Source organism: Acidovorax sp. FG27, from assembly GCF_040365715.1.
Lineage (GTDB): Bacteria > Pseudomonadota > Gammaproteobacteria > Burkholderiales > Burkholderiaceae_C > Paracidovorax.
The window spans coordinates 1-22988 of record NZ_BAABVY010000002.1; the positions used below are offsets into that span (position 1 = coordinate 1).

Consider the following 22988-nt stretch of genomic DNA (forward strand, 5'->3'; position numbering starts at 1 on the left):
GCCTGGATGATCTTCTGGGCGTTGCCCTGCAAATCGCCCACGATGAAGTTGAGCTGGGCGATGCTGATGACGAATGACATACGGAGGGGAGAAAAGACTGAAACGATTATGTCACCCGCCTTGCAGTGGCACGGCCAGGCGGGGCTTCGGCCGGCTGGCCGCAGGGCAGCGGCCCGCCATCCGCCGCCATGTCGCCGCCAACCCCAGCCCGTGCGGGGTGGTCCATCCGGTGGCACCATCGCGTGGGCGCCCCAAGGGGCGTTCGCTCGGAACGTTGTTGACGTTCGTGCCGATCGAAAGACCGAAAGACCCGCCCTTGCCCTCACCTTCGACACCTCCGCCGACAGCGCAGCCCTCTCCCTACGAACTGCGGGTGGCCGAGCGGGCCGGCCAGATCGGACGCCGCCGCCTGGGACGGCCTGCTGGCCGAGCAGCCGCACCCCACGCCCTTTTTGCGCCACGCCTACCTGGCCGCCCTGCAGGAAAGCGGCAGCGCCACCCCCGCGACCGGCTGGACGGCGCGCTTCTTCACGCTGTGGCAGGGCGAGGCGCTGCAGGCCGCCTGCGCGCTCTATGTGAAAACCCATTCGTATGGCGAATACGTCTTCGACTGGGCCTGGGCCGACGCCTACCAGCGCCACGGCATCGACTACTACCCCAAGGCGTCGTCGCCGTGCCCTTCACTCCCGTGCCCGGCGCCCGCCTGCTGGCCCGCAGCGACGTGGCCCGCGCCACCCTGCTGCAGGCGCTGCTGGCATGGTGCGAGGAGTCGGAACTCTCGTCGCTGCACCTGCTGTTCGCCGCCGAATCGGACGTGGATGCCGCCCGCGAGCAGGGGCTCATGCTGCGGCACACCGTGCAGTACCACTGGAAGAATGCGGCGCCGGCTGGGGTATCGGCTGCCGCTGACGGCCCTGCCGCCCCACCCACCGCCTTGGGCCGTCCTGCCGCAGACCCGGTGCCTGCAGACGCCTCCGTGCCGGCCCGCCCCTTCCCGCGATTTCGACGACTTCCTTGCCTCGCTGTCGCAGGACAAGCGCAAGAAAATCCGGCAGGAGCGGCGGCGGGTGGCGGAAGCCGGCGTCAGCTTCCGCGCCCTGCAGGGCGCCGAGATCACTTCCAGCGACTGGGATTTCTTCTACCGCTGCTACGAGCGCACCTACCTGGAACACGGCAACCCGCCCTACCTGTCGCGCGAGTTCTTCCACCGGATGGAGCGAGACCTGCCCGAAGCCTGGGTGCTGTTCGTGGCCGAGCGCGACGGCCAGCCCATTGCTACCAGTTTGATAGCTGTCGGCGCCGATGCATCAAGCGCTGGCGGCCCAAAACATCCCAAAGTCGCGTTCGGCCGCTATTGGGGCGCCATCGAGCGGGTGGACTGCCTGCATTTCGAGGCCTGCTATTACCAGCCGATCGCCTGGTGCATCGCCCAGGGCGTGCAGCGGTTCGAGGGCGGAGCGCAGGGGGAGCACAAGATGGCGCGGGCGCTGCTGCCGGTGCAGGCGACCAGCGCGCACTGGCTGGCCCACCCGGCGTTCGCCGAGGCGGTGGACCGGTTCCTGGAACGCGAGGGCGCGGGCGTGGCGCAGTACCTCGAGCACCTGCAGGCGCGCAGCCCGTTCCGGCAAACCCCGGGCTGAGCTGGCAATCGGCCCCCTGGCCGAGCCGTACGTGCGTCAGCCCACGGCGGCCGAGCGCACCAGGCCCATTTCGGCGCTGCTCAGCAGCGACTCGATGTCCACCACGATCAGCATGCGCTCGCCCACGGTGGCGATGCCGCGCACGAAGGCGGCGTCGATCTGGCTCTCGAACTGGGGCGCCGGCCTGATCTCGCCCTCGGCCAGCGCGACCACGTCGGCCACGGCATCCACCACGGCGCCGATCACCGTGCCGCCCACGTTGAGGATGATGACGACGGTGAAGTCGGTGTATTCGGCCGTAGGGCACTGCAGCTTCAGCCGCAGGTCGACGATGGGCACGATCACGCCGCGCAGGTCGATCACGCCCTTGATGAATTCCGGCGCATGCGCCATGCGGGTGGGCTGCTCGTAGGACCGGATTTCCTGCACGCGCAGGATGTCGATGCCGTATTCCTCCTGGCCGAGCCGGAAGGTCAGGAACTCGGCGGCTCCGTTGGCGCCCGCCGCGTGCGAGCCGGCGGGGTGGGCGGAGGAAGAAGAGAACGACGGCGAAGACATGGCAAACGGTCCTTGGAAACGGTGGCGGGCCGCGCCGGGCGCGAGCCAATCGGCCAGCATAGCAGCGGTTTGGTTACAGCTGGTGACAAACCCGCACTGAAAGGGCTTTTGCGTGCGGGCATGAAAAACCCGCTGGTTGTGCCAGCGGGCTTATCGAGTGGGCGCTGTCCGCGCCCGGTCTGGTCCGATCCGGGCGGATGCGGCCCGAAGAATGGGTCAGCCCAAGGTCTTCTGGTAGGCCGCCGCGCCGTCGGTGATTTCCTTGTGGGCGGCTTCGATGCCGTCCCAGCCCAGCACCTTGACCCACTTGCCTTCTTCCAGGTCCTTGTAGTGCTCGAAGAAATGGCTGATGGCCTTGAGCTTGAGCGGCTCCACGTCGTCCAGCGACTGGATGTGCTGGTAGGCCTTGAGGATCTTGACGGTGGGCACGGCCAGCACCTTGCCGTCCACGCCGGCTTCGTCTTCCATCTTCAGGATGCCCAGGGCGCGGCAGGGCACGACCACGCCGGGGGGCAGGCGGTAGGGCGTCATCACCAGCACGTCCACTGGGTCGCCGTCGCCCGACAGGGTCTGCGGCACGTAGCCGTAGTTGGCCGGGTAGTACATCGGCGTCGTCAGGAAGCGGTCCACGAAGATGGCGCCGCTGTCCTTGTCCACTTCGTACTTGATCGGGTCCGATTCCATCGGGATCTCGATGACGACGTTGAAGGTCTCGGGCAGCTTCTTGCCGGGGATGACGTTGTTCAGGGACATGCGGTCTCGCGTAAGAAAAGAGAGAAAAAGCGGAGAGGGAAACGGCCGTGGCCGGGTCGCGGCGATTCTAGGCGACGCGGCAGCGGGGCCGCGTCACCGCCGGGCGCCGGGCCTGCCGCGTCAGGGCCGGGCGCGCTCGGGCACGCGCGAGGCGAGCGGCGCGGGCTGGTAGCCCGGCTCGAAGCTGCAGCCGGCGCCGTACTGCGCCTCGGCCTGGCGGCAGCGCGCCGCCACCCGCTCGGCCGTGGGCTTGTCGCCCTGCTCGACCCAGGCGAGCAGCGCGCCCATCAGCGCCGGATAGGTCGGGTCGCTGATGTAGCTGTGGGTGCCCTGGCGGGTGAAGGTCTGCACCAGACGCGCGCCGCTGCCGGCGGCTTCCATCGTGGTGCGGAATTGCGCGTCCAGCTCGACGAAGGCCGTGGGGTCGCCGATCCACTTCACGCTCAGCACGGGCACGGGGATGTGCCCCGTCGGGTCGGTGTCGGCCGCGAACAGGCGATAGGCGGCGGGGTCGGCCACCAGGCGCGGCACGCCGGCGTTCAGCGCCGCGTCGTCGGGCGAGCCGGCATAGGCCGCGCCCATGTTGCCGAACGGGCTGGCGCCGCCGGTGCGCTGGCTGCTGATTTCCTGGAAGTGGAAGGTGGCCCAGTTCATGTGCGACAGGATGGAGCTGGCCGGAATGCGCAGCACGCGCTCCAGGGTGGTGACCCGGGCCTGCTGCTCCGCGCTGCGCTGCGCGGCGGGGCGGTCCAGCCCCAGGCATTCGTCCACCCGGGCCTTCAGGTCGGCCCGCGTCATGTGCGCGCCGGCCGGCAGGCCCAGGTTGAGCGCATAGGCCGGCTCGCCCGGGCGGGGGTGGTTGCGACAGAGGTACTGGTAGACGGCGCGCAGGTCGGTGCGCACGTCGTAGGACCGCGTGCCGCCGCCCAGCACGCCGCTGGTCAGAAGCACCGCGTCGTAGGGCTGGCGGCCCACGGTCTGCGCGGTGAACATCTCTGCGCCGCGCGCGGCCACGCCCGCGCCCCATGACTGGCCGTGCAGCACCGTCCGGCGGGGCTTGCCGATGTACTGGTCGAAGATGCGGCGCAGGCGCTCGGTGTCTTCGGCCGCGGCGCGCACCGCCACCCCGCCCTGGCGGTAGGTGGAGCCGGCCCAGGCGTAGCCGGCGCGCACCATGATCGCCCAGCGGCCCAGGTCTTCGGCCGTGCGCTCGGCCTTGGGCGCGCCCAGCTCGGGCCCGCCATGGGCGTGCAGCACCAGCGTGCCGCCCCAGTCCTTGGGCACGGCGACGAGATAGAAGGCGCCCGCCGAATCGCGGCCAGCCCAGCAGGTCGCCGTGGCCGGCACTTCGGCCGGGCAGGCGGTGACGGCCGGCGCGGCCTCGGCCGTGGGAGGCAGCGGGTCGGCCGTGGCCGAGGGACTGGCGAGGCGGGTGCCAGTGCAGCCGGCCAGCGTCAGGATCGATGCGCAGACGGCAGCGGCGGCGCTCGCGCGCAGGAGGGTGTGAGCGAAGGGGATGTGGGACATGGTGCGGACGATTGTGCGACCGCCCGGTGGCGCCAGCCAGCCGGCAAACCCGGGGTGCGCCGCCTGCTGCCGGAGCGGCGGGGCCTCGGGCTTGGCCGCACCCGCCCGCCAGCGCGTCAGCCGCGCTGGGGGCCGGCGCGCAGCCGCACCGGGCCCGACCGGGCGTGCACCGCATCCTGCACGCTGCGGCGCAGGCCCAGCGCAAAACCCAGCTCGGCGATGACGAAGAGCGGCCCGATCAGCAGGCCCATCAGGTCGTCCACGAAGGCGGGCTTGCGGCCTTCATAGAAGTGGCCGACGAACTGGATCACCCAGCCCACGGCAAAGAGCCCCAGGCCCGCGCCCAGCCAGAGCGCGGTGGATTGACCCGCCAGCCAGTGGCCCGCCGCCAGCATGGCCGCCAGCACCAGGGCCATGGCGCCGGCGTAGCGCAGGTCCAGCCGGGCATAGAAGACGCAGCTGGCCAGCGCGGCCAGCACGGCGGGGGACACCGGAACGCCGCCCACTGACCACCCGGGGCGCGACAGCAGGACGACCACGGCCAGCATGATCATCGGCACGCCCACGAAGTGGGTCTGGATGTTGCGCGGGTCGCGGTGGTAGGCGGCGTATTGCGCCAGGTGGTCGTTCAGCGTCTTCATGCGGTCTCCGTTCTGTTTTGGTGCTGACGGGTTGTTCACGGGCCTCGCGCATCGGGGCTTGCCCTGTGATGCGGCGGTGCCGCTCGTTTCCATAATCGGTCGGCCCGCCGCGCCCGTCTGTCGGCTGGCCGACACAAGCCCTGGCCCGCAACGCATGCCCAGCCCCGCCGCCCATCTGCCCACGCTGGCCTCTGGCCGGTGGTTCGCCGCCCTGCCGCCGGAGTTCGCCCAGGCGCTGGTGCGGATGGCGCAGCTGCGCACGCTGGCATCGGGCGAGGCGCTCTTTCTGCGCGGCGCGGCGCCCTGCGGCCTGTATGCGGTGGTGCGCGGGGCGGTCGACATCTCCGGTGTCGGGGGCACGAGCGACGGTGCCCGATCCTCCCTGCTGACCCGGCTGGAGCCGCCGTCCTGGTTCGGCGAGATCGCCGTGTTCGACCGGGCGCCGCGCACGCACGACGCCCACGCCGCCCTGCCCGCCGCGCTGCTGCAGGTGCCGCAGGACGCCCTGCTCGACTGGCTGGCCGCCCACCCCGCGCACTGGCGCGCGCTGGCCCTGCTGCTGACCGACAAGCTGCGCGTGGCCTTCGTCGCCATGGAAGAGCTGGCCCTGCTGCCCGCCCCGCAGCGCGTGGCGCGCCGCCTGGCGCTGATGGCCGAGGGCTACGGCCAGGGCCACGGCGGCGCGGGCACGCGGCGCTCCATCACCCTGTCGCAGCAGGAGCTGGCGCTGATGCTCGCGCTGTCGCGCCAGACCACCAACCGCATCCTGCAGGAGCTGCAGGCGCGGGGCCTGCTGCGGGTGCACCGGGGCACGCTGGAGGTGCTGGACCTGGCGGGGTTGAAGGCGTTCGGATGACGCGGCGCGGCAGGCGGCGGCGCGCAGGCCATGCGCACGCCAGGCGGCAAACCTGCCATCGCTATGCTTTTGATAGCTGCATGCGCTTATAAATCAAGCGCTGCAGCCACTTTTGACCTTAAAGCAAACCCCGCAGGGCAGTGGCGGCCCGGGGCCGGGGCCTTCAGCCCAGCGCCGTGTCCAGCAGCATCATGATGACGAAGCCGATCATCAGGCCCCCGGTGGCCCAGGCCTCGTGGCCCTTGCGGTGCGACTCGGGAATGATCTCGTGGCTGATGACGAAGAGCATGGCGCCGGCCGCGAACCCCAGCCCCCAGGGCAGCAGCGCGGCCGAGGCGCTGACCACCGCCGCGCCGAGGACCGCGCCCAGCGGCTCGACCAGCCCGGACGCCATGCCCAGGCCCACCGCCAGCGGGCGCCGGTAGCCGGCCGCCAGCAGCGCCACGGCCACCACCAGGCCCTCGGGCACGTCCTGGATGGCGATGCCCGCCGTCAGCGTGCCCGCGCCCACCGCGTCGGAGCCGGCGTAGGCGACGCCGATCGCCAGCCCCTCCGGCAGGTTGTGCAGCGCGATCGCGAACACGAAGAGCCAGGTGCGCCGCAGCATGCGCGAGGTCTGCGCGCCCTCCACGCCCTTGATGAAATGCTCGTGCGGCAGCACCCGCTCCATCAGCAGCAGCGCCAGCGCGCCCAGCAGAATCGCCGAGCCGATGATGCCGCCGGCCTGCCAGGCGCCGGCGCCGGCCTCGCGCGCGGCGGCGAGGCCTGGAATGATGAGCGAGAAGGAACTGGCCGCCAGCATCACCCCCGCGCCGAAGCCGAACAGGGTGTCCTGCACCTTCTCGGACAGCCGCTGCGAGAACATCACCGGCACCGTGCCCAGCGCCGTGGCCAGCGCCGCGACCATGCCGCCGCGCCAGGCCTGCGCCACCCGCTCGTTGGCCTCCAGCCAGTCGGCGAACTGCAGCGCGATCGCCACCACGCCCAGCAGCGCGATGCTGGCGCCCAGCCATTTGCGCGGGCCCCAGGGGGCACGGTGCGCGGACGCTTCGGTGGGGTTCATGAATGCAGGGCTCCTGGGCGCGGACGGGGGGGTGTGACGGAAGATCGGCGGCGGCCGGGCGACGACGCCTTAGCCGTGGCGCGCCGCCGCGGCCTCGGCGAAGCGGCGGGCGACCTCCGCCCAGTCCACTACGTTATAGAACGCGGCGATGTACTCGGGCCGGCGGTTTTGGTACTTCAGGTAGTAGGCGTGTTCCCACACGTCCAGCCCCAGGATGGGCGTGTGGCCGGATCCGATGCCGGGCATGAGCGGGCTGTCCTGGTTGCCCGAGCTTTCCACCGCCAGCCGCCCCGCCGGCGTCACGGTCAGCCAGGCCCAGCCGCTGCCGAAGCGCGTGAGCGCGGCCTGGGTGAAGGCGGCCTTGAAGGCATCGAAGCCGCCCAGGTCCGCCTCGATGGCCGCAGCCAGGTCGCCGGTGGGCGCGCCGCCGCCCCGTGGCGACATCACCGTCCAGAACAGGCTGTGGTTGGCGTGCCCGCCGCCGTTGTTGCGTACGGCGTTGCGCACGCCCTCGGGCAGCTGGTCGAGCCGGGCGATGAGCCGCTCGACCGGCAGGTCGGCATGGGGCGAGCCTTCCAGCGCCGCATTCAGGTTGTTGACATAGGCCTGGTGGTGCCTGGCGTGGTGGATCTCCATCGTCTGCGCGTCGATATGGGGTTCGAGCGCTTCGAAGGCGTAGGGCAGCGGGGGCAGCGTATGGGGCATGCGGTCGACTTTCAGTGCGGGTGGGAAGGGGCCAAGCGCGGGTGCCGATGGGTGGCTGGTCCGGGCACGGTGGCCGTGGGGCGGGCACCGGCTGATGCCGGGGAGCGTCCCTCGCTCCATGAGCCCCTTCCTGCCCGACGCCTGAAGCGTCACTGCCCGTTCGTCCACGCCGAATGACCATCGCAACCTCGCTTGCCGTGGCCCTTTGCGTGGGAACGCGGGGGCGCTCCTGCGTAGTCAGGTTTTCAAATGATAATTATTTGCAATAACATTGTCCAATGCCGGTGGTCTTTCTGGGGCACGCCTGCGGGCCGGACACCCGCCGGGGTCGCCCAGCCACGGCCGCCGTGGTCCCGTGCGGGCCGATACCCCTACAGCGCCCATGCGGCAAAATCCCGGCATGGCTGAACGTGTGATTCCTCTCGTGGACCAGCGCCTCGCGGCGCTTACGCCCAGCGTGCCCGCCGGCGCGGTCGGCCTGCCCACGGGCTGGCTGTCCGACGCGCTCGGCCGTCCGCTGCGCGACCTGCGCATCAGCGTGACCGACCGCTGCAACTTCCGCTGCAGCTATTGCATGCCCAAGGAGGTGTTCGACAAGGACTACGCCTACCTGCCGCAGTCGTCGCTGCTGAGCTTCGAGGAAATCACCCGCCTCGCCCGCCAGTTCGTCGCCCATGGCGTCGGCAAGATCCGCCTGACGGGCGGCGAGCCGCTGCTGCGCAAGCACCTGGAGCGGCTGATCGAGCCGCTGGCCGAGCTGCGCACGCCCGAGGGCCGCGCCCCCGACCTGACGCTGACCACCAACGGCTCGCTGCTGGCGCGCAAGGCCGCAGCGCTCAAGGCCGCCGGCCTCGACCGCGTCACAGTGAGCCTGGACAGCCTGGACGACGCCGTGTTCCGCCGCATGAACGACGTGGACTTTCCGGTGCGCGACGTGCTGGCGGGCATCGAGGCCGCCCAGGCGGCCGGCTTCGACCGCATCAAGGTCAACATGGTGGTCAAGCGCGGTACCAACGACCATGAAGTGCTGCCCATGGCGCGGCACTTCCGCGGCACGGGCGTCACGCTGCGCTTCATCGAGTACATGGACGTGGGCGCCACCAACGGCTGGCGCATGGACGAGGTGCTGCCCTCCGCTGAACTGATCGCCCGCCTGCGCGAGCACCTGCCGCTGGTGCCGCTGGGCGCCACCGCGCTGGGCGAGACCGCCGAGCGCTGGGGCTATGCCGACGCCGCCGGCCGGCACGACCCTGCGCTGGGCGAGGTGGGCGTCATCAGCAGCGTGACCCAGGCCTTCTGCCAGGACTGCAACCGCGCGCGGCTCTCGACCGAGGGCAAGCTCTACCTCTGCCTCTTCGCCAGCCAGGGCTGGGACCTGCGCGCCCTGCTGCGCGGCGGCGCCAGCGACGAGGCCCTGGCGGCCGCCATCGCGCCCATCTGGCAACAGCGCGCTGACCGCTACTCGGAGCTGCGCGGCAGCCTGCCGCCGGACGGGCAAGCCGCCGGTGGCGCACGGCGGCGGGTCGAGATGAGCTACATCGGCGGTTGATTGCGCCGCCGCCCGGCGGGGCCAGAATGGGGGCCTTCGCCCCACTCTCTCTTTTTGCCCCTTGCTGGCCCGGCCAGCACTTCTTCTCATGATCGATCCCCAAGACATCACCGGCCTCGTCCTCGCCGGCGGACGCGGCAGCCGCATGGGCGGCGTGGACAAGGGCCTGCAGAACTTTCGGGGACTGCCGCTGGCGCTCAACGCGCTGATGCGCCTGCAACTGCAGGTGGGCCACACCATGGTGAATGCCAACCGCAACCTGGCCGCCTACGAAGCCTTCGGGGCGCCGGTCTGGCCCGACGGCCTGGCCGACTACGCCGGGCCGCTGGCCGGCTTTCTGACCGGGCTGGAGCGCTGCGAAACCGGCTGGCTGCTCACGGTGCCCTGCGACACCCCCCTCTTCCCGCACGACCTGGCCGCGCGCCTGGCCGGTGCGGCCGGGGCCGCCGGCGCCGACATCGCCATGGCCGCCGCGCCCGAGGCCGATGAAGCCACGGGCGCCGTCGCCATCCGCACCCAGCCGGTGTTCTGCCTGCTGCGCGTGTCGCTGCTGGAAAGCCTGGTGCAGTTCACCCAGGCCGGCGGCCGCAAGATCGACCGCTGGACGGCGCAGCACGCCTGCGCCACCGTGGCGTTCGACCAGCCCGGCGACGACCCGCTGGCCTTTCGCAACGCCAACACGGTGGCCGAGCTGCATGCGCTGGAGGGCGCCGCATGACTGGCCACGCCACTGCCCCCCGCACCATCGCCCAGATCGCCGCCGAACTGCAGGGCTACGACCCGCAGGCGCTCAGCGCGGCGGGCGTGCAGCAGTTCCTGGAGCGGCTGGTGCAGCCGGTCTCGGGCACTGAAACCGTGGGCATCTTCGACGCGCTGGGCCGCGTGCTGGCCGAAGACATCGTCTCGCCCGTCAGCGTGCCGCCGCACGACAACTCGGCCATGGACGGCTACGCCTTCGACGGCGCCCAGCTGCGCGCGGGCCAGCCGCTCAGCCTGCGCTGCGTGGGCACGGCGCTGGCCGGCGCGGCCTGGGCCGGCACGCTGCAGCCCGGCGACTGCGTGAAGATCATGACCGGCGCCGTCATGCCCGCCGGGCTGGACACGGTCGTGCCCCAGGAATTCACCACGGCCGAGGGCGACCGGGTGCACATCGCCGCCGACGTGCTGCGCGCGGGCGACAACCGCCGGTGCCAGGGCGAAGACCTGATGCAGGGCCGCGTGGCGCTGGAGCGGGGCACGCGCCTCTCGCCCGCCGCGCTGGGCCTGGTCGCCAGCCTGGGACTGCCCACGGTGCGGGTGGTGCGCCGCCTGCGCGTGGCCTACTTTTCCACCGGCGACGAAATCCTCAGCCTGGGCCAGCCGCCCCGCGAGGGCGCCGTGTACGACAGCAACCGCTACACCGTGTTCGGCCTGCTGACGCGCCTGGGCGTGGACGTGATCGACCTGGGCGTGGTGCGCGACGAGCCGGCGCTGTTGGAGGCCGCCTTCCGCCAGGCGGCGGCGCAGGCCGACGCGGTCATCACCAGCGGCGGCGTGAGCGTGGGCGAGGCCGACCACACCCGCGCCATGATGAAGCAGCTGGGCGACGTGGCCTTCTGGCGCATCGCCATGCGGCCCGGCCGCCCGATGGCGGTGGGGCGCATCGCCAGCGCTGCTTTTTTCGATGCCAAATCGGGCTCCAGCGCTGATTCCACCAGCGCATACAGCTATGATAATGATAGCGAACCACACTCGGCGGGCGCCGTGCTGTTCGGCTTGCCGGGCAATCCGGTGGCGGTGATGGTCACCTTCCTCGCCTTCGTGCGCCCCGCGCTGCTGCGCATGATGGGCAGCACCGAAGCCGCCCCGCCGCTGCTGCGGGCCGTGAGCATCGAGCCGATGCGCAAGAAGGCCGGCCGCACCGAGTACCAGCGCGGCTGGGTGTCCACCGCGGCGGACGGCACGCTGCAGGTCCGCACCACGGGCAACCAGGGGTCGGGCGTGCTCAACTCCATGGTGCAGGCCAACGGGCTCATCGTGCTGCACCACGGCCAGGGCCACGTGGCGGCGGGCGACACGGTGGACGTGATGATGTTTGAAGGCATGGTCTGACAGGCGGGGCCCTCGTGGCACGCTTAGAACGGGGCTGCCATCACCCACACCCATTTCAGACCGAAAGGAGACCTCCATGCCCTTTGCCGACCGGCACCTCGTGCAGCCGCCCACCCGCGAAGACGTGGACCGCACCCCCGGCGCCACCGTCGTCGAGTTCGGCACGCCCTGGTGCGGCTACTGCCAGCGCGCGCAGCCGCTCATCCAGCAGGCGATGGAAGACCGCGACGACGTGGCCCACGTCAAGGTGGAAGACGGCCCGGGCCAGCGCCTGGGGCGCAGCTTCGGAGTGAAGCTCTGGCCCACGCTCGTCTTCCTGCGGGACGGCAAGGAAATGGCCCGCCTGGTGCGCCCGCAGGACGCGCAGAGCATCCACGAGGCGGTGCAGGGCATCACGGCCGCGGCCTGATTCCATCCACCCGTTCTGACAGAACCTGCGGCCGTGCGGGCTGACGGGGCCGGGCCCCGCGTCAGCCCCGCCCCAGGGCCTTGTCCACGCCCTTGTTGGCCAGCGCATCGGCGCGCTCATTGCCAGGGTCGCCCGCGTGGCCCTTGACCCAGCGCCAGTCGATGACGTGCCCCGACGTGGCGACCAGTTCGTCCAGCCGCTTCCACAGCTCCACGTTCTTCACCGGCTGGCCGGACGCCGTGCGCCAGCCCTTTTTCTTCCAGCCCTGCACCCACTCGGTGATGCCCTTGCGCACGTACTGGCTGTCGAGGAACAGCGTGACGGCGCAGGGCCGCTTGAGCGCCGCCAGCGCCTCGATCACCGCCAGCAGTTCCATGCGGTTGTTGGTCGTGTCCAGCTCTCCGCCGAACAGTTCCTTCTCCAGGGCGCCCGAGCGCAGCACCACGCCCCAGCCTCCGGGCCCGGGGTTGCCCTTGCACGCCCCGTCGGTATAGATCACGACCTGATTCAAAAACGCACTCCCTCACGCTTGCCATGGAACAGGGCGTGCCGCCCGCTCGCTCGCGGGGTGCACACCCCAAAAGAAAAGAAGAAAACGCCAGCGCCTTCAGCGCCGCCGCTGCGCCACCGGAACGGTCGCCGCGGCCGGCTGGGGCGCTGACCGCCAGGGCGGCGCCATCAGCCGCATGCCATGCACGCGCTTGACGGCCACCACCGTGTAGGCGGCCCCGAGTATCGGCCACCAGCGCGCGCCCAGCCCGTCCATCCAGTCGAAGCGGTCCAGCCAGCGGGTCTGCCCCACGGCCGGGCGAAAGCAGCCGAAGCTCATGGTTTCGACCTCGAAGTTGAGCAGCCGCAGCCAGTCGCGCATGCGGCCCGGGGCGATGAATTCGCCCACGTCGGGCAGGTAGAGCTGGCCGCCCGCGCCGAAGCGCTGGTAGAGCCGCGCCCGGCGCTGGCGCAGCCCCCAGAGGCTCCATGGGTTGAGGCCGCTGATGACCACGCGGCCCTCGGGCACCAGCACCCGCTCGACCTCGCGCAGGGCGGCGTGGGGGTCCACGCTCAGCTCCAGCGCATGGGGCAGCAGCACCAGATCGATGCTGGCGGCCTCGAAGGGCAGCGCCACCGGGTAGGCCAGCAGGTCCGGCGTGGGCACGGGTGCGTCCGGCTCGGGCGGCAGCCGGGACTCTTCGAGCCCCAGGGCCAGCCAGCGGTGCGGCATGCGGTTGGCGCGCAGGCCCTGCAGGCCCGACATGCCCAGCTGCACCGCGTGGTAGCCGAAGATGTCGGCCACCAGCTCGTCGTACTGCTGCTGCTCCCACGCCAGCAGGTAACGGCCGGGGGGTGAGTCGAACCAACGGTGCAAACCTATAATTTCGTCGCTCATGAACTTGCTGCCGCTGCCCGCCTTCGCCGACAACTACATCTGGATGCTGCACGACGCGGTGGACGCCGTCGTGGTGGATCCCGGTGATGCCGCCCCGGTGTTCGAGGCACTCGGCCGCACCGGGCTGCGATTGCAGGCGATTCTAGTCACGCACCACCATGCCGATCACGTCGGCGGGGTCGCCGCCCTGCGGGAAGCCACGGGCGCCGTGGTCTACGGACCGGCGCGGGAAACCATTCCCGAGCCCGCCGTCCGGCTGGCGCAGGGCGACGCCGTCACGGCCCTCGGCCTGCGCTTCGAGGTGTTCGACGTGCCGGGCCACACCAGCGGCCACATCGCGTATTACTGCGCCGACCTGGATGCCGCCGACGGCACGGAAGGCGGGATGGCCCGGCTGGGCGGCACGCCCGCGCTCTTTTGCGGCGACACGCTCTTTTCCGGCGGCTGCGGCAGATTGTTCGAGGGCACGCCCGCGCAGATGCAGGCGTCGCTGGATACGCTGGCAGCCCTGCCGGGCGACACCCGGGTGTGCTGCGCCCACGAATACACACTTTCGAACCTGCGTTTTGCCTGCGCGGTGGAACCCGGCAACCAGGCGCTGCTCCATCACCTGTCCGATTGCGAGTCGCTGCGCGCCCGCGGCCTGCCGACGCTGCCTTCGCGCATGGCGACTGAGCGCAACATCAACCCTTTTCTGCGCACCCGCGAGTCCGCCGTGGCCCAGGCGGCCCAGGTGGTCGACGCGCGCGTCAATCCCGCAGATGCCGTCCAGGTCCTGGCGGCGCTGCGCCAATGGAAGAACGATTTCCGATGAAGATGCTGAAGATCCTGGCCGTCGCCAGCCTGGTATGGCTGACCGGCTGCGCCACCACGGGCGTGCCCGGCGGGCCGTCGGCCTCGTCCGCCAACACGGAAAGCGGCCTGCCCTCCCCGGGCTCGCAGCTGCCATCGGGCCCGCTGCGCCCGATCACCGCCGCCAAGGCGGGCAGCGGCGAGGTCGCTTCGCTCTATGCGCCTTCCGACCTCTGGGACCGCATCCGCCGGGGTTTCGCCATGCCCGATCTGCAGGGCGACCTGGTGACCGACCGCGAGCAGTGGTACGCCACCCGGCCCGACTACATGCAGCGCATGACCGAGCGGTCCAGCAAGTACCTGTTCCACATCGTCGAGGAGCTCGAGCGGCGCGGCATGCCCACCGAGCTGGCGCTGCTGCCCTACATCGAGAGCGCGTTCAACCCGCAGGCCGTGTCCAGCGCCCGCGCCGTGGGCATGTGGCAGTTCATGCCTGCCACCGGCAGCGACTTCGACCTGAAGCAGAACGCCTTCCGTGACGACCGCCGCGACGTGCTGGCCTCGACCCGCGCCGCGCTCGACTATCTGCAGAAGCTCTATGGCATGTTCGGCGACTGGCACCTGGCGCTGGCGGCCTACAACTGGGGCCAGGGCAACGTGGGCCGCGCCATCGCCCGCAACGAGAAGCTGGGCCTGGGCACCAGCTACACCGAACTCACCATGCCGGCCGAGACCCGCATGTACGTGCCCAAGCTGCAGGCGGTGAAGAACATCGTCGCCCGGCCGGAGGCCTTCAACACCGAGTTGCCGCTGATCGAGAACCACCCGTTCTTCCAGGTCGTGGACATCACCCGCGACATCGACGTGGCGCTGGTGGCGAGCCTGGCCGGCATCCGCGAATCGGACTTCCGGGCGCTGAACCCGTCGCTGCACAAGCCGGTGATCCTCGCGGCCGGCATGCCCCAGATCCTGCTGCCCTGGGACAACGCCCAGGTCTTCCGCAAGAACCTCGAAGCGCATTCCGAAGGCCAGTACGCGAGCTGGACGGTGTGGACCGCCCCCACCAACCTGACTGTGGCCGCCGCCGCGCAGCGCGTGGGCATGGCCGAGGCCGACCTGCGCAGCGTGAACGGCATTCCGCCGCGCATGATGATCAAGGCCGGCTCGGCGCTGATGGTGCCGCGCGCCACCACCACGCGCCAGGACGTGTCGAGCCAGTTGGCCGACAACGGTCAGGTGGCCTTCACGCCGGAAATCGTCACCCGCCGCACCACGGTGCGCGCCGGCAAGCGCGAGACGGTGGCGAGCATTGCCCGCCGCTACAAGGTCACGGCGGACAACGTGGCCGACTGGAACGACGTCAAGGCGAACGCTTCGTTCAAGGCCGGCCAGGCCGTGGTGATGTACCTGCCGGTGCGGCTGGCGGCCACCTCCACCGCCCGGGTGCCGGCGGCCAGCGTGCGCAACACGTCCACCGCCGCCAAGCAGCAGGCCGCCCCGCGCAACGCCAAGCAGCCCGCCGTGACGCGCAAGGGCGGCACGCCCTCCAAGGTGAAGAAGCGCTGAAGGCCTGCGCTACCGGTGCGGCGGCACTCGCCGCGCCCGGGTGGCGCCGCAGAACCGCTCCGCCCGCCCCCGCTGCGGGCCGGGTGCCAAACCGCCCTAGAAGCGCAGGTTGCCCATGCCGATCAGGCCGAGGATGCCGATCACGATCAGGTAGAGCGCCACGATAATGTTCAGCAGCCGGGGCATGACGAGGATCAGGATGCCGGCGATCAGGGCGACGAGCGGGCCGATGCTGAGGTTGAGCGACATGGGGTCTTCCTTGGGCGATGCAGTGGGAGAGGCGGCGCGCGCCATGGCGGCGGCGCTGCGGCCAATGTAGCGCGCCGCTCGCCGCGCCTGCTGTCGGACAGGGGCGCGGGCTCTGGCTGGCCGCCAGGGCCGCCCTGGTCCGCCGTCACCGCCCCTCCCCGCTCCGCCCCGCTAGAGATTGAACTTGAGCTTGGCCTTGCGCACGTAGGCGTCGGTGAAAGTGGACGCCAGGCCCACGCGCCCGGCGTCCAGCTCGGGCCAGAGCCGGGCAAGCGCGCGCAAGGCGGTGGCGGGGCCTTCCGCCGGCATGAGGCCGTCGGGGGACAGGGTTTCACGGTTGCGCTGGAAGGCGGCCAGGTAGGCGCTGCGGTCGCCCATCATGTGGTCGGCCGGCACGGCGCGGGCCAGGTCGGCGGGCGACGCGGTCTGCAGCCATTTCAGGGCATGCACCAGGCCGTTGACCAGCGCCTGGGCCTGGGCCGGGCGCTGATCGGCGAAGCTGCCGGGCACCAGCAGGCAGGCCGCCGGCATGGGGCCGGCGAAGAGCTCGGCCGAACCCTTGAGCGAACGGGTGTCGGCCAGCAGGCGGATGTCGCCGCGCTGCTCCAGCATGGTCATCAGCGGGTCGGCATGGCAGAGGGCATGCACGGCGCCCTGCCGCAGCGCGGCCAGCCCGCCCAGGCCGGAGCCCACGCCGACGAAGCTCACCTCGTCCAGCGCGGCGCCGGCCTGCGCCAGCCAGAGGCTGGCCAGGAATTCGGTGGACGACCCCGGCGCGGACACCCCCACGCGCATGCCCTTGAACCGCGCCACGCTGCGCACCGGCCAGGTGCGGGTGGATGCGCCGAGCGCCAGCTGCGGCGCGCGGCCCAGCACCGCCAGGCTGCGCAGCGAGTGCAGCGACGCGCTGCCGCCCGGCGCCGCCGCCGAGCGCACGGCGTGCTCGTAAGCCGCGCAGCACACGTCGGCTTCGCCCGTTCGCAAGGCCTGCAGCGCCAGCGCCCCGCCGGCCTGGTCCACCAGCGTGACGGCCAGCCCCTCGCTGCGAAAGAACCCCAGCACATCGGCGATGACGAGCGGCAGGTAGTAGAGCGTCTTGCACCCCCCCACCGCGATGCGCACCCGGGCGGCGTCGCCGGACCACGGCTGCGATCGCACGGGCGCGGGCACGGCCGAGCCCCAGCACGCGATGGCGGTCGCCAACGCGGCCTGGGCGCCCCACTGGCGCCGGGTCACGGGTGCTTTGGACATGGGTGGGAAAATAGCAAAGGAAATTGATGCTGCACTGCAACATCCATGCCCTGAGTGTGCCCCAATCCGCGCCGCCGTGTGCTGGCGGCAAGCACTTATCGGGGTTTTTCCGGGGGGCGGAGCCGGCGCCTGGCCACCCCCGGCGGATCAGCGGTAGCCGATGAAGAGGATGCCGATGTTGACGAGCAGCCCCGCCGCCCACACGACGCTGCGCGCGGTGGCCATGTCGCCCACGTACATCGCGATGAATGCCACTCGCAGCAGCACGAAGCCGAGGGCGAGCATGTCCAGCGCGGTCTGGGGCGCGCTCAGCTGGTGCGCGATGACCACCGCGCCGATGAAAAAAGGCAGCGCCTCGAAGCTGTTGGCCTGCGCGGCGTTGGCGCGGGCGCGCCAGCCGGTCTGCCGCTGCAGCCACGCACGCGGGGCGCCGTTGTCGGCACGGCGAAAACGCCCCCACTTGGCCAGCATGGCACAGGCCACCGGCAGCAGCGCTGCGATCAGCACGCACCAGTAGGCCGCTGTGAAGCGGGCCGCATGCATCGTCGTCGTCATGGCGTCAGGGTGCTTTCAAGAGTGTTTGTGGCCATTGGCGCTTGATACATAAGCGCCTATAGCTATCATTTCAATAGCAAACGATACGGTGCCGCCGCCACCGCTCACCGGCGATCGACGAGCGCATGGGCGATGGTGCCCAGGTCCACGTATTCCAGCTCGCTGCCCACCGGCACCCCGCGCGCCAGGCGGGTGACGTGCACGCCACGGCTCTTGAGCGTCTCGCTGATGGCATGGGCGGTGGCCTCACCCTCGGCGGTGAAGCTGGTCGCCAGGATCACCTCCTGCACCACCCCGTCGGTCGCCCGCTCGATCAGGTGCTTGAACCCGATGTCGCCCGGCCCCACGCCGTCGAGCGGCGAGAGCCGCCCCATCAGCACGAAGTAAAGCCCCTTGAAGGCCCCGGTGCGCTCCAGCGCCGACTGGTCGGCCGGCGTTTCCACCACTGCCAGCCGCGTGGCGTCGCGCTCGGGGTCCAGGCAGACCTCGCAGATCGCCGCTTCGGTGAAAGTGTGGCAGCGCTCGCAGTGCCGCACCGATTGCGTGGCTTCATGCAGCGCCCGCGACAGCACCGCCGCCCCGGCCCGGTCGTGCTGCAGCATGTGAAAGGCCATGCGCTGCGCCGACTTCACCCCCACCCCCGGCAGCCGCCGCAGCGCCTGGATCAAGGCATCAAGAGAATTGGTATCGGACATCGGATTCCTGGAGCGAGGGACAGCAAACGGGAGCGCAACCCGAGACCTGCTCGCGTTCCGCGCAGGTCATTGGCAGCACCAACCAACCAGCGGCGCATCGGGCGTAGCGGGCGGGATGAGCTGCTAGGCGGACGGAGCGCAGCGACCGGAACGTACTGGAGGTACGTGAGGATCGCGAGCACCGCCCAACGACGCAGATCGCCCGCCCGGTAGCCAGCCCTTAGAAAGGGAATTTCATGCCGCCGGGGAGGCCTGGCATCCCCGCCGTCAGCTTGCCCATCTTCTCCTGCGACGTTTCTTCCGCACGGCGCACGGCCGCGTTGAAGGCCGCGGCGACCAGGTCTTCCAGCATGTCCTTGTCCTCGGCCAGCAGGCTGGGGTCGATGGTGACGCGCTTGACGTCGTGCTTGCAGGTCATCAGCACCTTGACGAGCCCCGCGCCCGATTCGCCTTCGACTTCGATGTGGGCGAGTTCGTCCTGGGCCTTCTTGAGGTTGTCCTGCATGGCCTGGGCCTGCTTCATGAGGCCGGCGAGTTGTCCCTTGTTGAACATGGAGGAGTCCTTTGCGTTGTGTTGAAGAGAAAAGGGAAGGAAAGGAAAGGAAGGAAGACTAAAGGGAAAGAGGAAGTGCCGCGAAGCACGGCGCCGGCAATGGGCGGGCGGTGGGGCCCAGCGGCGAGGGCGGCGTCGGCAGCCCCCGCCGCAGCGCCCGGGCCGGGCCCCGCTCAAGCGGGCTTCACGCTGCCGGGCACGATTTTCGCGCCGAAGTCCCGCACCAGCGACTGCACGTAGGGGTCGTTTTCGACGATTTCCTGCGCGATGCGCTGGCGCTCGGCGGCGGCATGCGCGTTGCGCCGGGCGGGGCTGTCGATCACCACGCCCAGTTCCACGCTGATCTGGCTGGCATGGCCGTGCGCCTCGAGGGCGCTGCGCAGGCGCTCGCGCGCCATGGGTTGGTTCAGCGATTCGCGCTCGACCCGCAGCAACCAGTGGCCCGCGTCGCGTGCCACCAGCTGCGACTGCAGCGCCAGCTCGCGCACCAGCGCGGTGATGGCTTCGGCGGCCACCAGTTGCTGCACGGTGGCATGCCACACGTCGCCCTCGTCCGTGCGGGTGTAGCGCGCCGCCGCAGCGCGGCCGGTGGCGGCGGCCGACGGCTGCAGGCGCATGCCGGGCTCGGGCACGTTGCGCACCGGTATTGCTACGAATTCAGTAGCGCCATGTGGCGATTCTTCGGGCGCTGGCGGGTGGTTTTGCCGAAAGTCTTCTGGCGAGCGCACCGGCAGCTGCACCGATGCGGGGGCGTGCAGCGGCGCCGCTGCGGCTGGCTCGGCGACGTGGTGGCGCGGCGGCGGGCTTGCATGCCCGGCCTCTACGGCGTGACCTGGCGAACCGGGCACACCCCGGTCGGGCAGCACGGCGACGTCCGCGTCGGCGGCGATGCCCTCCGCGCGTGCCGATGCAGCCCCCTGTGCCGGCGAGCCGCCGACGCCGCCCACAGGTGCCGACCGCATCTGCGCAGGGTCGGCAGGCGACGGCGACGGGGCGGCCGCCACAGGCGCCGGAGCGTGCGGCGGCAGGCCAGAAGACGCCGGCGGGGCCGCTTCAGCCGGCGTCAGGGTTTTTTTTTCCGGGGTCCCTGCCTTGGGTGCCGGAGATGCGTCGCCCGCCGTGGGCTTGAAGGCCAGCAGCCGCAGCAGCGCCATGGTCAGCGCGGCGTATTCGTCGGGCGCCAGGCCCAGCTCGGCCCGGCCGTGCAGGCAGATGCTGTAGAGCAGCTGGGTCTCGTCGGCCGGCATGGCGGCGGCCAGGCGGGCGATCTCGGCGGCCTCGGGGTCGCCGTCGCCCTCCTCGCCGGCGCGCTGGGGCACCGCCTGCAGCACCGCCATGCGCTGCAGCACGGCGCTCATCTCTTCCAGGGTGGACGCGGCCGAAAGGCCGTTGAGCCGCAGCGCGTCGGAGGTCTCCACCACCGTGCGCCCGTCGCCCTGCGCCAGCGCGTCGATCAGGCGAAAGACGTAGCTGCGGTCCACGCTGCCCAGCATCTGCCGCACGCCGGCTTCCTGCAGCTGGCCGCTGCCGAAGGCGATGGCCTGGTCGGTCAGGCTGAGCGCGTCGCGCATGGAGCCGCGCGCGGCGCGGGCCAGCAGCCGCAGCGCGGGCGCCTCGGCGGGCACGTTCTCGTGGCCCAGCACGCGGGTGAGGTGGTCGAGCACCGTCTCGGGCGCCATCGGCCGCAGATTGAACTGCAGGCAGCGGCTGAGCACGGTGACCGGAACCTTCTGCGGGTCGGTCGTGGCCAGCACGAACTTGAGGTATTCGGGCGGCTCCTCCAGCGTCTTCAGCATCGCGTTGAAGGCGGTGTTGGTGAGCATGTGCACTTCGTCGATCATGAAGACCTTGAAGCGGCCCTGCACCGGCTTGTAGACGGCCTGCTCCAGCAGGCCCTGCACTTCGTCCACGCCCCGGTTGGAGGCGGCGTCCAGCTCGGTGTAGTCGACGAACCGGCCGCTGTCGATGTCGGTGCAGGCCTGGCACACGCCGCAGGGGGTGGCGGTGATGCCGCCCGCGCCATCAGGCCCCTGGCAGTTGAGCGACTTGGCCAGGATGCGCGAGACCGTGGTCTTGCCCACGCCGCGCGTGCCCGTGAAGAGGTAGGCATGGTGCAACCGCTGCTGCGTCAGGGCATTGGTGAGCGCCTGCACCACATGCTCCTGCCCCACCATCTCGGAGAAGTTCCTGGGGCGGTATTTGCGGGCGAGCACGAGATAGGACATCCGCGGGATTCTACGGGGGTCGCAAAGCCCCCCTGGCGGCCTCCCAGCGCTAACATTTGTTGACATCGGGCCCGCCCGCAACCGCAGGGCGCGGACGATGAACCAACGGGGGGAAGAGAAATGGCACAAGGTAGCTCGCACGCCACCATGGGAATCGCGCGCCGACTCGGGCTTCTCATCGCCTGCGCGCTGCTCGGCATCGCGCTCATCACGGCCACCCTGCTGGCCTCGGAGAAGACGCTCATCATGGAGGAGCGCCAGGCGAGCGTGCGCCAGACGGTGGAGGTGGGCCACAGCCTGGTGACGTATTACCACTCGCTGGCCGCGCAGGGCAAGCTGCCCGAGGCCGACGCCCAGCGCCTAGCGCGCGACGCGCTGCGGTCCATGCGCTACAGCGGCAACGAATACCTCTGGATCAACGACATGGCGCCGGTGATGGTCATGCACCCGATCCGCCCGGAGCTGGAAGGCAAGAACCTCGCGGACAACAAGGACCCGACCGGCAAGCGGCTCTTCGTGGCCTTCGTCGACACCGTCAAGGCCAGCGGGGCCGGTTTCGTGCCCTACCTGTGGCCCAAGCCGGGCGCCAGCGAGCCGGTGGAGAAGATCTCGTACGTGAAGGGCTTCGCGCCCTGGGGCTGGGTGATCGGCTCGGGCGTGTACGTGGACACCGTCGCCTCCACGGTGCACGCCCGGGTGCTGCGCTTCGGGCTGGGCGCCCTCGCGCTGGCGGGCGTGCTGCTCGCCGTGGGCCTGGTCATCGCCCGGGGCATGCTGCGCGAGCTGGGCGGCGAGCCGGGTTACGCCACCGGGGTGAGCGGCGTCATGGCGCAGGGCGACCTGTCCACGCCCATCGCGATCAAGCCCGGCGACCAGACCAGCCTGCTGCACGGCATGGAACGCATGCGCCAGAGCATCGCCCACATCGTGCGCGAGGTGCGGTCCGGCACGCAGTCGATCACCAACGCCGCGTCCGAGATCGCGGCGGGCAACAACGACCTGTCGGCACGCACCGAGCAGCAGGCGAGCGCGCTGGAGCAGACCGCCGCGTCGATGGAGGAATTGACCAGCACCGTGCGGCAGAACGCCGACAACGCGCGCCATGCGGCGGAGCTGGCGAACGCCACGTCCGCGGTCGCCCAGCGCGGGGGCGAGGTGGTGGGGCAGATGGTGGACACGATGGGCGCGGTCAATGCGTCGTCGCGCAAGATCGTGGACATCATCGGCGTGATCGACGGCATCGCGTTCCAGACCAACATCCTGGCGCTCAATGCGGCCGTGGAGGCCGCCCGGGCGGGCGAGCAGGGCCGGGGCTTCGCGGTGGTGGCTTCGGAAGTGCGGGCGCTGGCGCAGCGGTCGGCCTCGGCGGCCAAGGAGATCAAGGTGCTGATCGACGCATCGGTGCAGCAGGTGGGCGAGAGCTCGCGGCTGGTGGACCAGGCGCGCAGCACCATGGGCGAGGTGGTGGACAGCGTGCACAAGGTGACCCGGCTCATCCAGGACATCGCCTCGGCCAACCAGGAACAGGCGGCCGGCATCGACCAGGTGAACCTGGCCGTGACCCACATGGACCAGGCCACGCAGCAGAACGCCGCGCTGGTGGAGGAAGCCGCTTCCGCCGCCGAATCGCTGCGCCACCAGGCCGCGCGCCTGGATGAACTGGTGGGCGTGTTCCGGCTCGCCGCGGCCTGAGCCTTCATCCAGTCCGTCCCACGGGGCGGGCTGGCCATCGGCCACCGCTAACCGTGTGGCCTTTCCCGCCGGGGCGCCCCACATTGGCTACAATCGCCGGTGACGGGCCTCCCCGCATGGTGAAGCAGCCAAACGGGTCAGGTGGGGAACCAAGCAGCCCTAACTGCAGAGTCAGTGCCGGGGGTAAGGCTCGTCAACTTCTTCTCGTGCAGGTTCAGACCATCGCGCTCA

The 22988-nt window shown here is 70.8% G+C and carries 22 protein-coding genes, 1 other RNA gene and 1 pseudogene; 10 read left to right on the top strand and 14 right to left on the bottom strand.

Features of this window, described 5'->3' with window-relative positions; all coding sequences use genetic code 11:
* Nucleotides 1–419 precede the first annotated feature (419 nt).
* Nucleotides 420–1640, top strand: a pseudogene (locus ABWV53_RS00545) (GNAT family N-acetyltransferase).
* A 36-nt stretch (nt 1641–1676) separates the two neighbouring features.
* Here ABWV53_RS00545 and ABWV53_RS00550 read toward each other — a convergent pair.
* From ABWV53_RS00550 to ABWV53_RS00565, 4 genes are all read right to left on the bottom strand, one after another.
* Nucleotides 1677–2198, bottom strand: coding sequence for a chemotaxis protein CheW (locus ABWV53_RS00550; RefSeq protein ID WP_353361853.1), 522 nt, complete (start codon nt 2196–2198; stop codon nt 1677–1679).
* Nucleotides 2199–2414: 216 nt separating this feature from the next.
* On the bottom strand, nt 2415–2951 hold the full coding sequence (gene ppa, locus ABWV53_RS00555) for an inorganic diphosphatase (protein ID WP_353361855.1): 537 nt from the start codon (nt 2949–2951) through the stop codon (nt 2415–2417).
* A 120-nt stretch (nt 2952–3071) separates the two neighbouring features.
* The gene (locus ABWV53_RS00560) at nt 3072–4448 is read right to left on the bottom strand and encodes a hypothetical protein (RefSeq protein ID WP_502903817.1); all 1377 of its coding nucleotides are present in this window, start codon (nt 4446–4448) and stop codon (nt 3072–3074) included.
* Nucleotides 4449–4594: 146 nt separating this feature from the next.
* Nucleotides 4595–5119: an Mpo1 family 2-hydroxy fatty acid dioxygenase gene (locus ABWV53_RS00565; protein WP_353361859.1), complete on the bottom strand. Its 525-nt coding sequence runs from the start codon at nt 5117–5119 to the stop codon at nt 4595–4597.
* Nucleotides 5120–5273: 154 nt separating this feature from the next.
* Between ABWV53_RS00565 and ABWV53_RS00570 the strand changes: the two genes are divergently transcribed.
* Nucleotides 5274–5975, top strand: a complete 702-nt coding sequence (locus ABWV53_RS00570) for a Crp/Fnr family transcriptional regulator (protein ID WP_353361861.1) — start codon at nt 5274–5276, stop codon at nt 5973–5975.
* Nucleotides 5976–6138: 163 nt separating this feature from the next.
* On the opposite strand, the gene ABWV53_RS00575 is transcribed toward ABWV53_RS00570, so the two are convergent.
* Nucleotides 6139–7038: a ZIP family metal transporter gene (locus ABWV53_RS00575; protein WP_353361863.1), complete on the bottom strand. Its 900-nt coding sequence runs from the start codon at nt 7036–7038 to the stop codon at nt 6139–6141.
* A 69-nt stretch (nt 7039–7107) separates the two neighbouring features.
* Nucleotides 7108–7743, bottom strand: coding sequence for a superoxide dismutase (locus ABWV53_RS00580; RefSeq protein WP_353361865.1), 636 nt, complete (start codon nt 7741–7743; stop codon nt 7108–7110).
* A gap of 400 nt (nt 7744–8143) precedes the next feature.
* Between ABWV53_RS00580 and moaA the strand changes: the two genes are divergently transcribed.
* The 4 genes from moaA to ABWV53_RS00600 all read left to right on the top strand — a co-directional run bounded on the left by moaA (nt 8144) and on the right by ABWV53_RS00600 (nt 11792).
* Complete coding sequence (gene moaA, locus ABWV53_RS00585; protein WP_353361867.1) at nt 8144–9292, top strand: GTP 3',8-cyclase MoaA; 1149 nt, start codon at nt 8144–8146, stop codon at nt 9290–9292.
* 88 nt (nt 9293–9380) lie between these two features.
* Entirely contained in the window at nt 9381–10010 is a 630-nt protein-coding gene (gene mobA, locus ABWV53_RS00590) for a molybdenum cofactor guanylyltransferase MobA (RefSeq protein WP_353361869.1), read from the top strand.
* Nucleotides 10007–11383 carry a molybdopterin molybdotransferase MoeA gene (locus ABWV53_RS00595; protein ID WP_353361871.1) on the top strand — a complete coding sequence of 459 codons (1377 nt, stop codon included), beginning with the start codon at nt 10007–10009 and terminating at the stop codon, nt 11381–11383. Before mobA ends, ABWV53_RS00595 begins: the two co-directional genes overlap by 4 nt.
* Nucleotides 11384–11459: 76 nt before the next feature.
* On the top strand, nt 11460–11792 hold the full coding sequence (locus ABWV53_RS00600; protein WP_353361873.1) for a thioredoxin family protein: 333 nt from the start codon (nt 11460–11462) through the stop codon (nt 11790–11792).
* 61 nt (nt 11793–11853) lie between these two features.
* Here the strand turns inward: ABWV53_RS00600 and rnhA are convergent, their stop codons facing one another.
* Both rnhA and ABWV53_RS00610 read right to left on the bottom strand, forming a co-directional pair.
* Nucleotides 11854–12303, bottom strand: a complete 450-nt coding sequence (rnhA, locus tag ABWV53_RS00605; RefSeq protein ID WP_353361875.1) for a ribonuclease HI — start codon at nt 12301–12303, stop codon at nt 11854–11856.
* Nucleotides 12304–12399: 96 nt separating this feature from the next.
* Nucleotides 12400–13179: a class I SAM-dependent methyltransferase gene (locus ABWV53_RS00610; protein ID WP_353361877.1), complete on the bottom strand. Its 780-nt coding sequence runs from the start codon at nt 13177–13179 to the stop codon at nt 12400–12402.
* On the opposite strand from ABWV53_RS00610, the gene gloB reads away from it, so the two are divergent.
* Nucleotides 13178–13993, top strand: a complete 816-nt coding sequence (gloB, locus tag ABWV53_RS00615) for a hydroxyacylglutathione hydrolase (RefSeq protein WP_353361879.1) — start codon at nt 13178–13180, stop codon at nt 13991–13993. The two genes, ABWV53_RS00610 and gloB, sit on opposite strands and share 2 nt — an antisense overlap.
* Nucleotides 13990–15537 carry a transglycosylase SLT domain-containing protein gene (locus ABWV53_RS00620; RefSeq protein WP_353361881.1) on the top strand — a complete coding sequence of 516 codons (1548 nt, stop codon included), beginning with the start codon at nt 13990–13992 and terminating at the stop codon, nt 15535–15537. Before gloB ends, ABWV53_RS00620 begins: the two co-directional genes overlap by 4 nt.
* Before the next feature lie 96 nt (nt 15538–15633).
* On the opposite strand, the gene ABWV53_RS00625 is transcribed toward ABWV53_RS00620, so the two are convergent.
* The 6 genes from ABWV53_RS00625 to dnaX form a co-directional block, all read right to left on the bottom strand.
* A complete protein-coding gene (locus tag ABWV53_RS00625) occupies nt 15634–15786 on the bottom strand; it encodes a DUF3096 domain-containing protein (protein WP_353361883.1) in 153 nt (50 codons plus the stop codon).
* A gap of 171 nt (nt 15787–15957) precedes the next feature.
* Nucleotides 15958–17037 (bottom strand): ABC transporter substrate-binding protein, encoded by a 1080-nt coding sequence (locus ABWV53_RS00630; RefSeq protein ID WP_353361885.1) that lies wholly within the window; start codon nt 17035–17037, stop codon nt 15958–15960.
* Nucleotides 17038–17184: 147 nt separating this feature from the next.
* A complete protein-coding gene (locus ABWV53_RS00635; RefSeq protein ID WP_353361887.1) occupies nt 17185–17592 on the bottom strand; it encodes an MAPEG family protein in 408 nt (135 codons plus the stop codon).
* Nucleotides 17593–17696: 104 nt separating this feature from the next.
* The gene (gene recR / locus ABWV53_RS00640; protein WP_353361889.1) at nt 17697–18287 is read right to left on the bottom strand and encodes a recombination mediator RecR; all 591 of its coding nucleotides are present in this window, start codon (nt 18285–18287) and stop codon (nt 17697–17699) included.
* 220 nt (nt 18288–18507) lie between these two features.
* Complete coding sequence (locus ABWV53_RS00645) at nt 18508–18840, bottom strand: YbaB/EbfC family nucleoid-associated protein (protein ID WP_056663457.1); 333 nt, start codon at nt 18838–18840, stop codon at nt 18508–18510.
* A 173-nt stretch (nt 18841–19013) separates the two neighbouring features.
* Nucleotides 19014–21065: a DNA polymerase III subunit gamma/tau gene (gene dnaX / locus ABWV53_RS00650; RefSeq protein WP_353361892.1), complete on the bottom strand. Its 2052-nt coding sequence runs from the start codon at nt 21063–21065 to the stop codon at nt 19014–19016.
* 120 nt (nt 21066–21185) lie between these two features.
* On the opposite strand from dnaX, the gene ABWV53_RS00655 reads away from it, so the two are divergent.
* Both ABWV53_RS00655 and ffs read left to right on the top strand, forming a co-directional pair.
* Nucleotides 21186–22757: a methyl-accepting chemotaxis protein gene (locus ABWV53_RS00655; RefSeq protein WP_353361894.1), complete on the top strand. Its 1572-nt coding sequence runs from the start codon at nt 21186–21188 to the stop codon at nt 22755–22757.
* A gap of 101 nt (nt 22758–22858) precedes the next feature.
* An RNA gene (gene ffs / locus ABWV53_RS00660) (signal recognition particle sRNA small type) lies at nt 22859–22955 on the top strand.
* The last annotated feature ends 33 nt before the right edge of the window (nt 22956–22988 follow it).

What these genes read in the sequence shown, in the direction of transcription:
- ABWV53_RS00645 (WP_056663457.1), bottom strand. Translation starts at nt 18,840, where the DNA reads ATGTTCAACAAGGGACAACTCGCCGGCCTCATGAAGCAGGCCCAGGCC.
- ABWV53_RS00570 (WP_353361861.1), top strand. Translation starts at nt 5,274, where the DNA reads ATGCCCAGCCCCGCCGCCCATCTGCCCACGCTGGCCTCTGGCCGGTGG.
- ABWV53_RS00600 (WP_353361873.1), top strand. Translation starts at nt 11,460, where the DNA reads ATGCCCTTTGCCGACCGGCACCTCGTGCAGCCGCCCACCCGCGAAGAC.
- mobA (WP_353361869.1), top strand. Translation starts at nt 9,381, where the DNA reads ATGATCGATCCCCAAGACATCACCGGCCTCGTCCTCGCCGGCGGACGC.
- ABWV53_RS00610 (WP_353361877.1), bottom strand. Translation starts at nt 13,179, where the DNA reads ATGAGCGACGAAATTATAGGTTTGCACCGTTGGTTCGACTCACCCCCC.
- ABWV53_RS00620 (WP_353361881.1), top strand. Translation starts at nt 13,990, where the DNA reads ATGAAGATGCTGAAGATCCTGGCCGTCGCCAGCCTGGTATGGCTGACC.
- moaA (WP_353361867.1), top strand. Translation starts at nt 8,144, where the DNA reads ATGGCTGAACGTGTGATTCCTCTCGTGGACCAGCGCCTCGCGGCGCTT.
- ABWV53_RS00575 (WP_353361863.1), bottom strand. Translation starts at nt 7,038, where the DNA reads ATGAACCCCACCGAAGCGTCCGCGCACCGTGCCCCCTGGGGCCCGCGC.
- ABWV53_RS00635 (WP_353361887.1), bottom strand. Translation starts at nt 17,592, where the DNA reads ATGACGACGACGATGCATGCGGCCCGCTTCACAGCGGCCTACTGGTGC.
- ABWV53_RS00595 (WP_353361871.1), top strand. Translation starts at nt 10,007, where the DNA reads ATGACTGGCCACGCCACTGCCCCCCGCACCATCGCCCAGATCGCCGCC.
- gloB (WP_353361879.1), top strand. Translation starts at nt 13,178, where the DNA reads ATGAACTTGCTGCCGCTGCCCGCCTTCGCCGACAACTACATCTGGATG.
- ABWV53_RS00630 (WP_353361885.1), bottom strand. Translation starts at nt 17,037, where the DNA reads ATGTCCAAAGCACCCGTGACCCGGCGCCAGTGGGGCGCCCAGGCCGCG.
- recR (WP_353361889.1), bottom strand. Translation starts at nt 18,287, where the DNA reads ATGTCCGATACCAATTCTCTTGATGCCTTGATCCAGGCGCTGCGGCGG.
- ABWV53_RS00580 (WP_353361865.1), bottom strand. Translation starts at nt 7,743, where the DNA reads ATGCCCCATACGCTGCCCCCGCTGCCCTACGCCTTCGAAGCGCTCGAA.
- ABWV53_RS00550 (WP_353361853.1), bottom strand. Translation starts at nt 2,198, where the DNA reads ATGTCTTCGCCGTCGTTCTCTTCTTCCTCCGCCCACCCCGCCGGCTCG.
- ABWV53_RS00625 (WP_353361883.1), bottom strand. Translation starts at nt 15,786, where the DNA reads ATGTCGCTCAACCTCAGCATCGGCCCGCTCGTCGCCCTGATCGCCGGC.
- ABWV53_RS00655 (WP_353361894.1), top strand. Translation starts at nt 21,186, where the DNA reads ATGGCACAAGGTAGCTCGCACGCCACCATGGGAATCGCGCGCCGACTC.
- dnaX (WP_353361892.1), bottom strand. Translation starts at nt 21,065, where the DNA reads ATGTCCTATCTCGTGCTCGCCCGCAAATACCGCCCCAGGAACTTCTCC.
- ABWV53_RS00565 (WP_353361859.1), bottom strand. Translation starts at nt 5,119, where the DNA reads ATGAAGACGCTGAACGACCACCTGGCGCAATACGCCGCCTACCACCGC.
- ppa (WP_353361855.1), bottom strand. Translation starts at nt 2,951, where the DNA reads ATGTCCCTGAACAACGTCATCCCCGGCAAGAAGCTGCCCGAGACCTTC.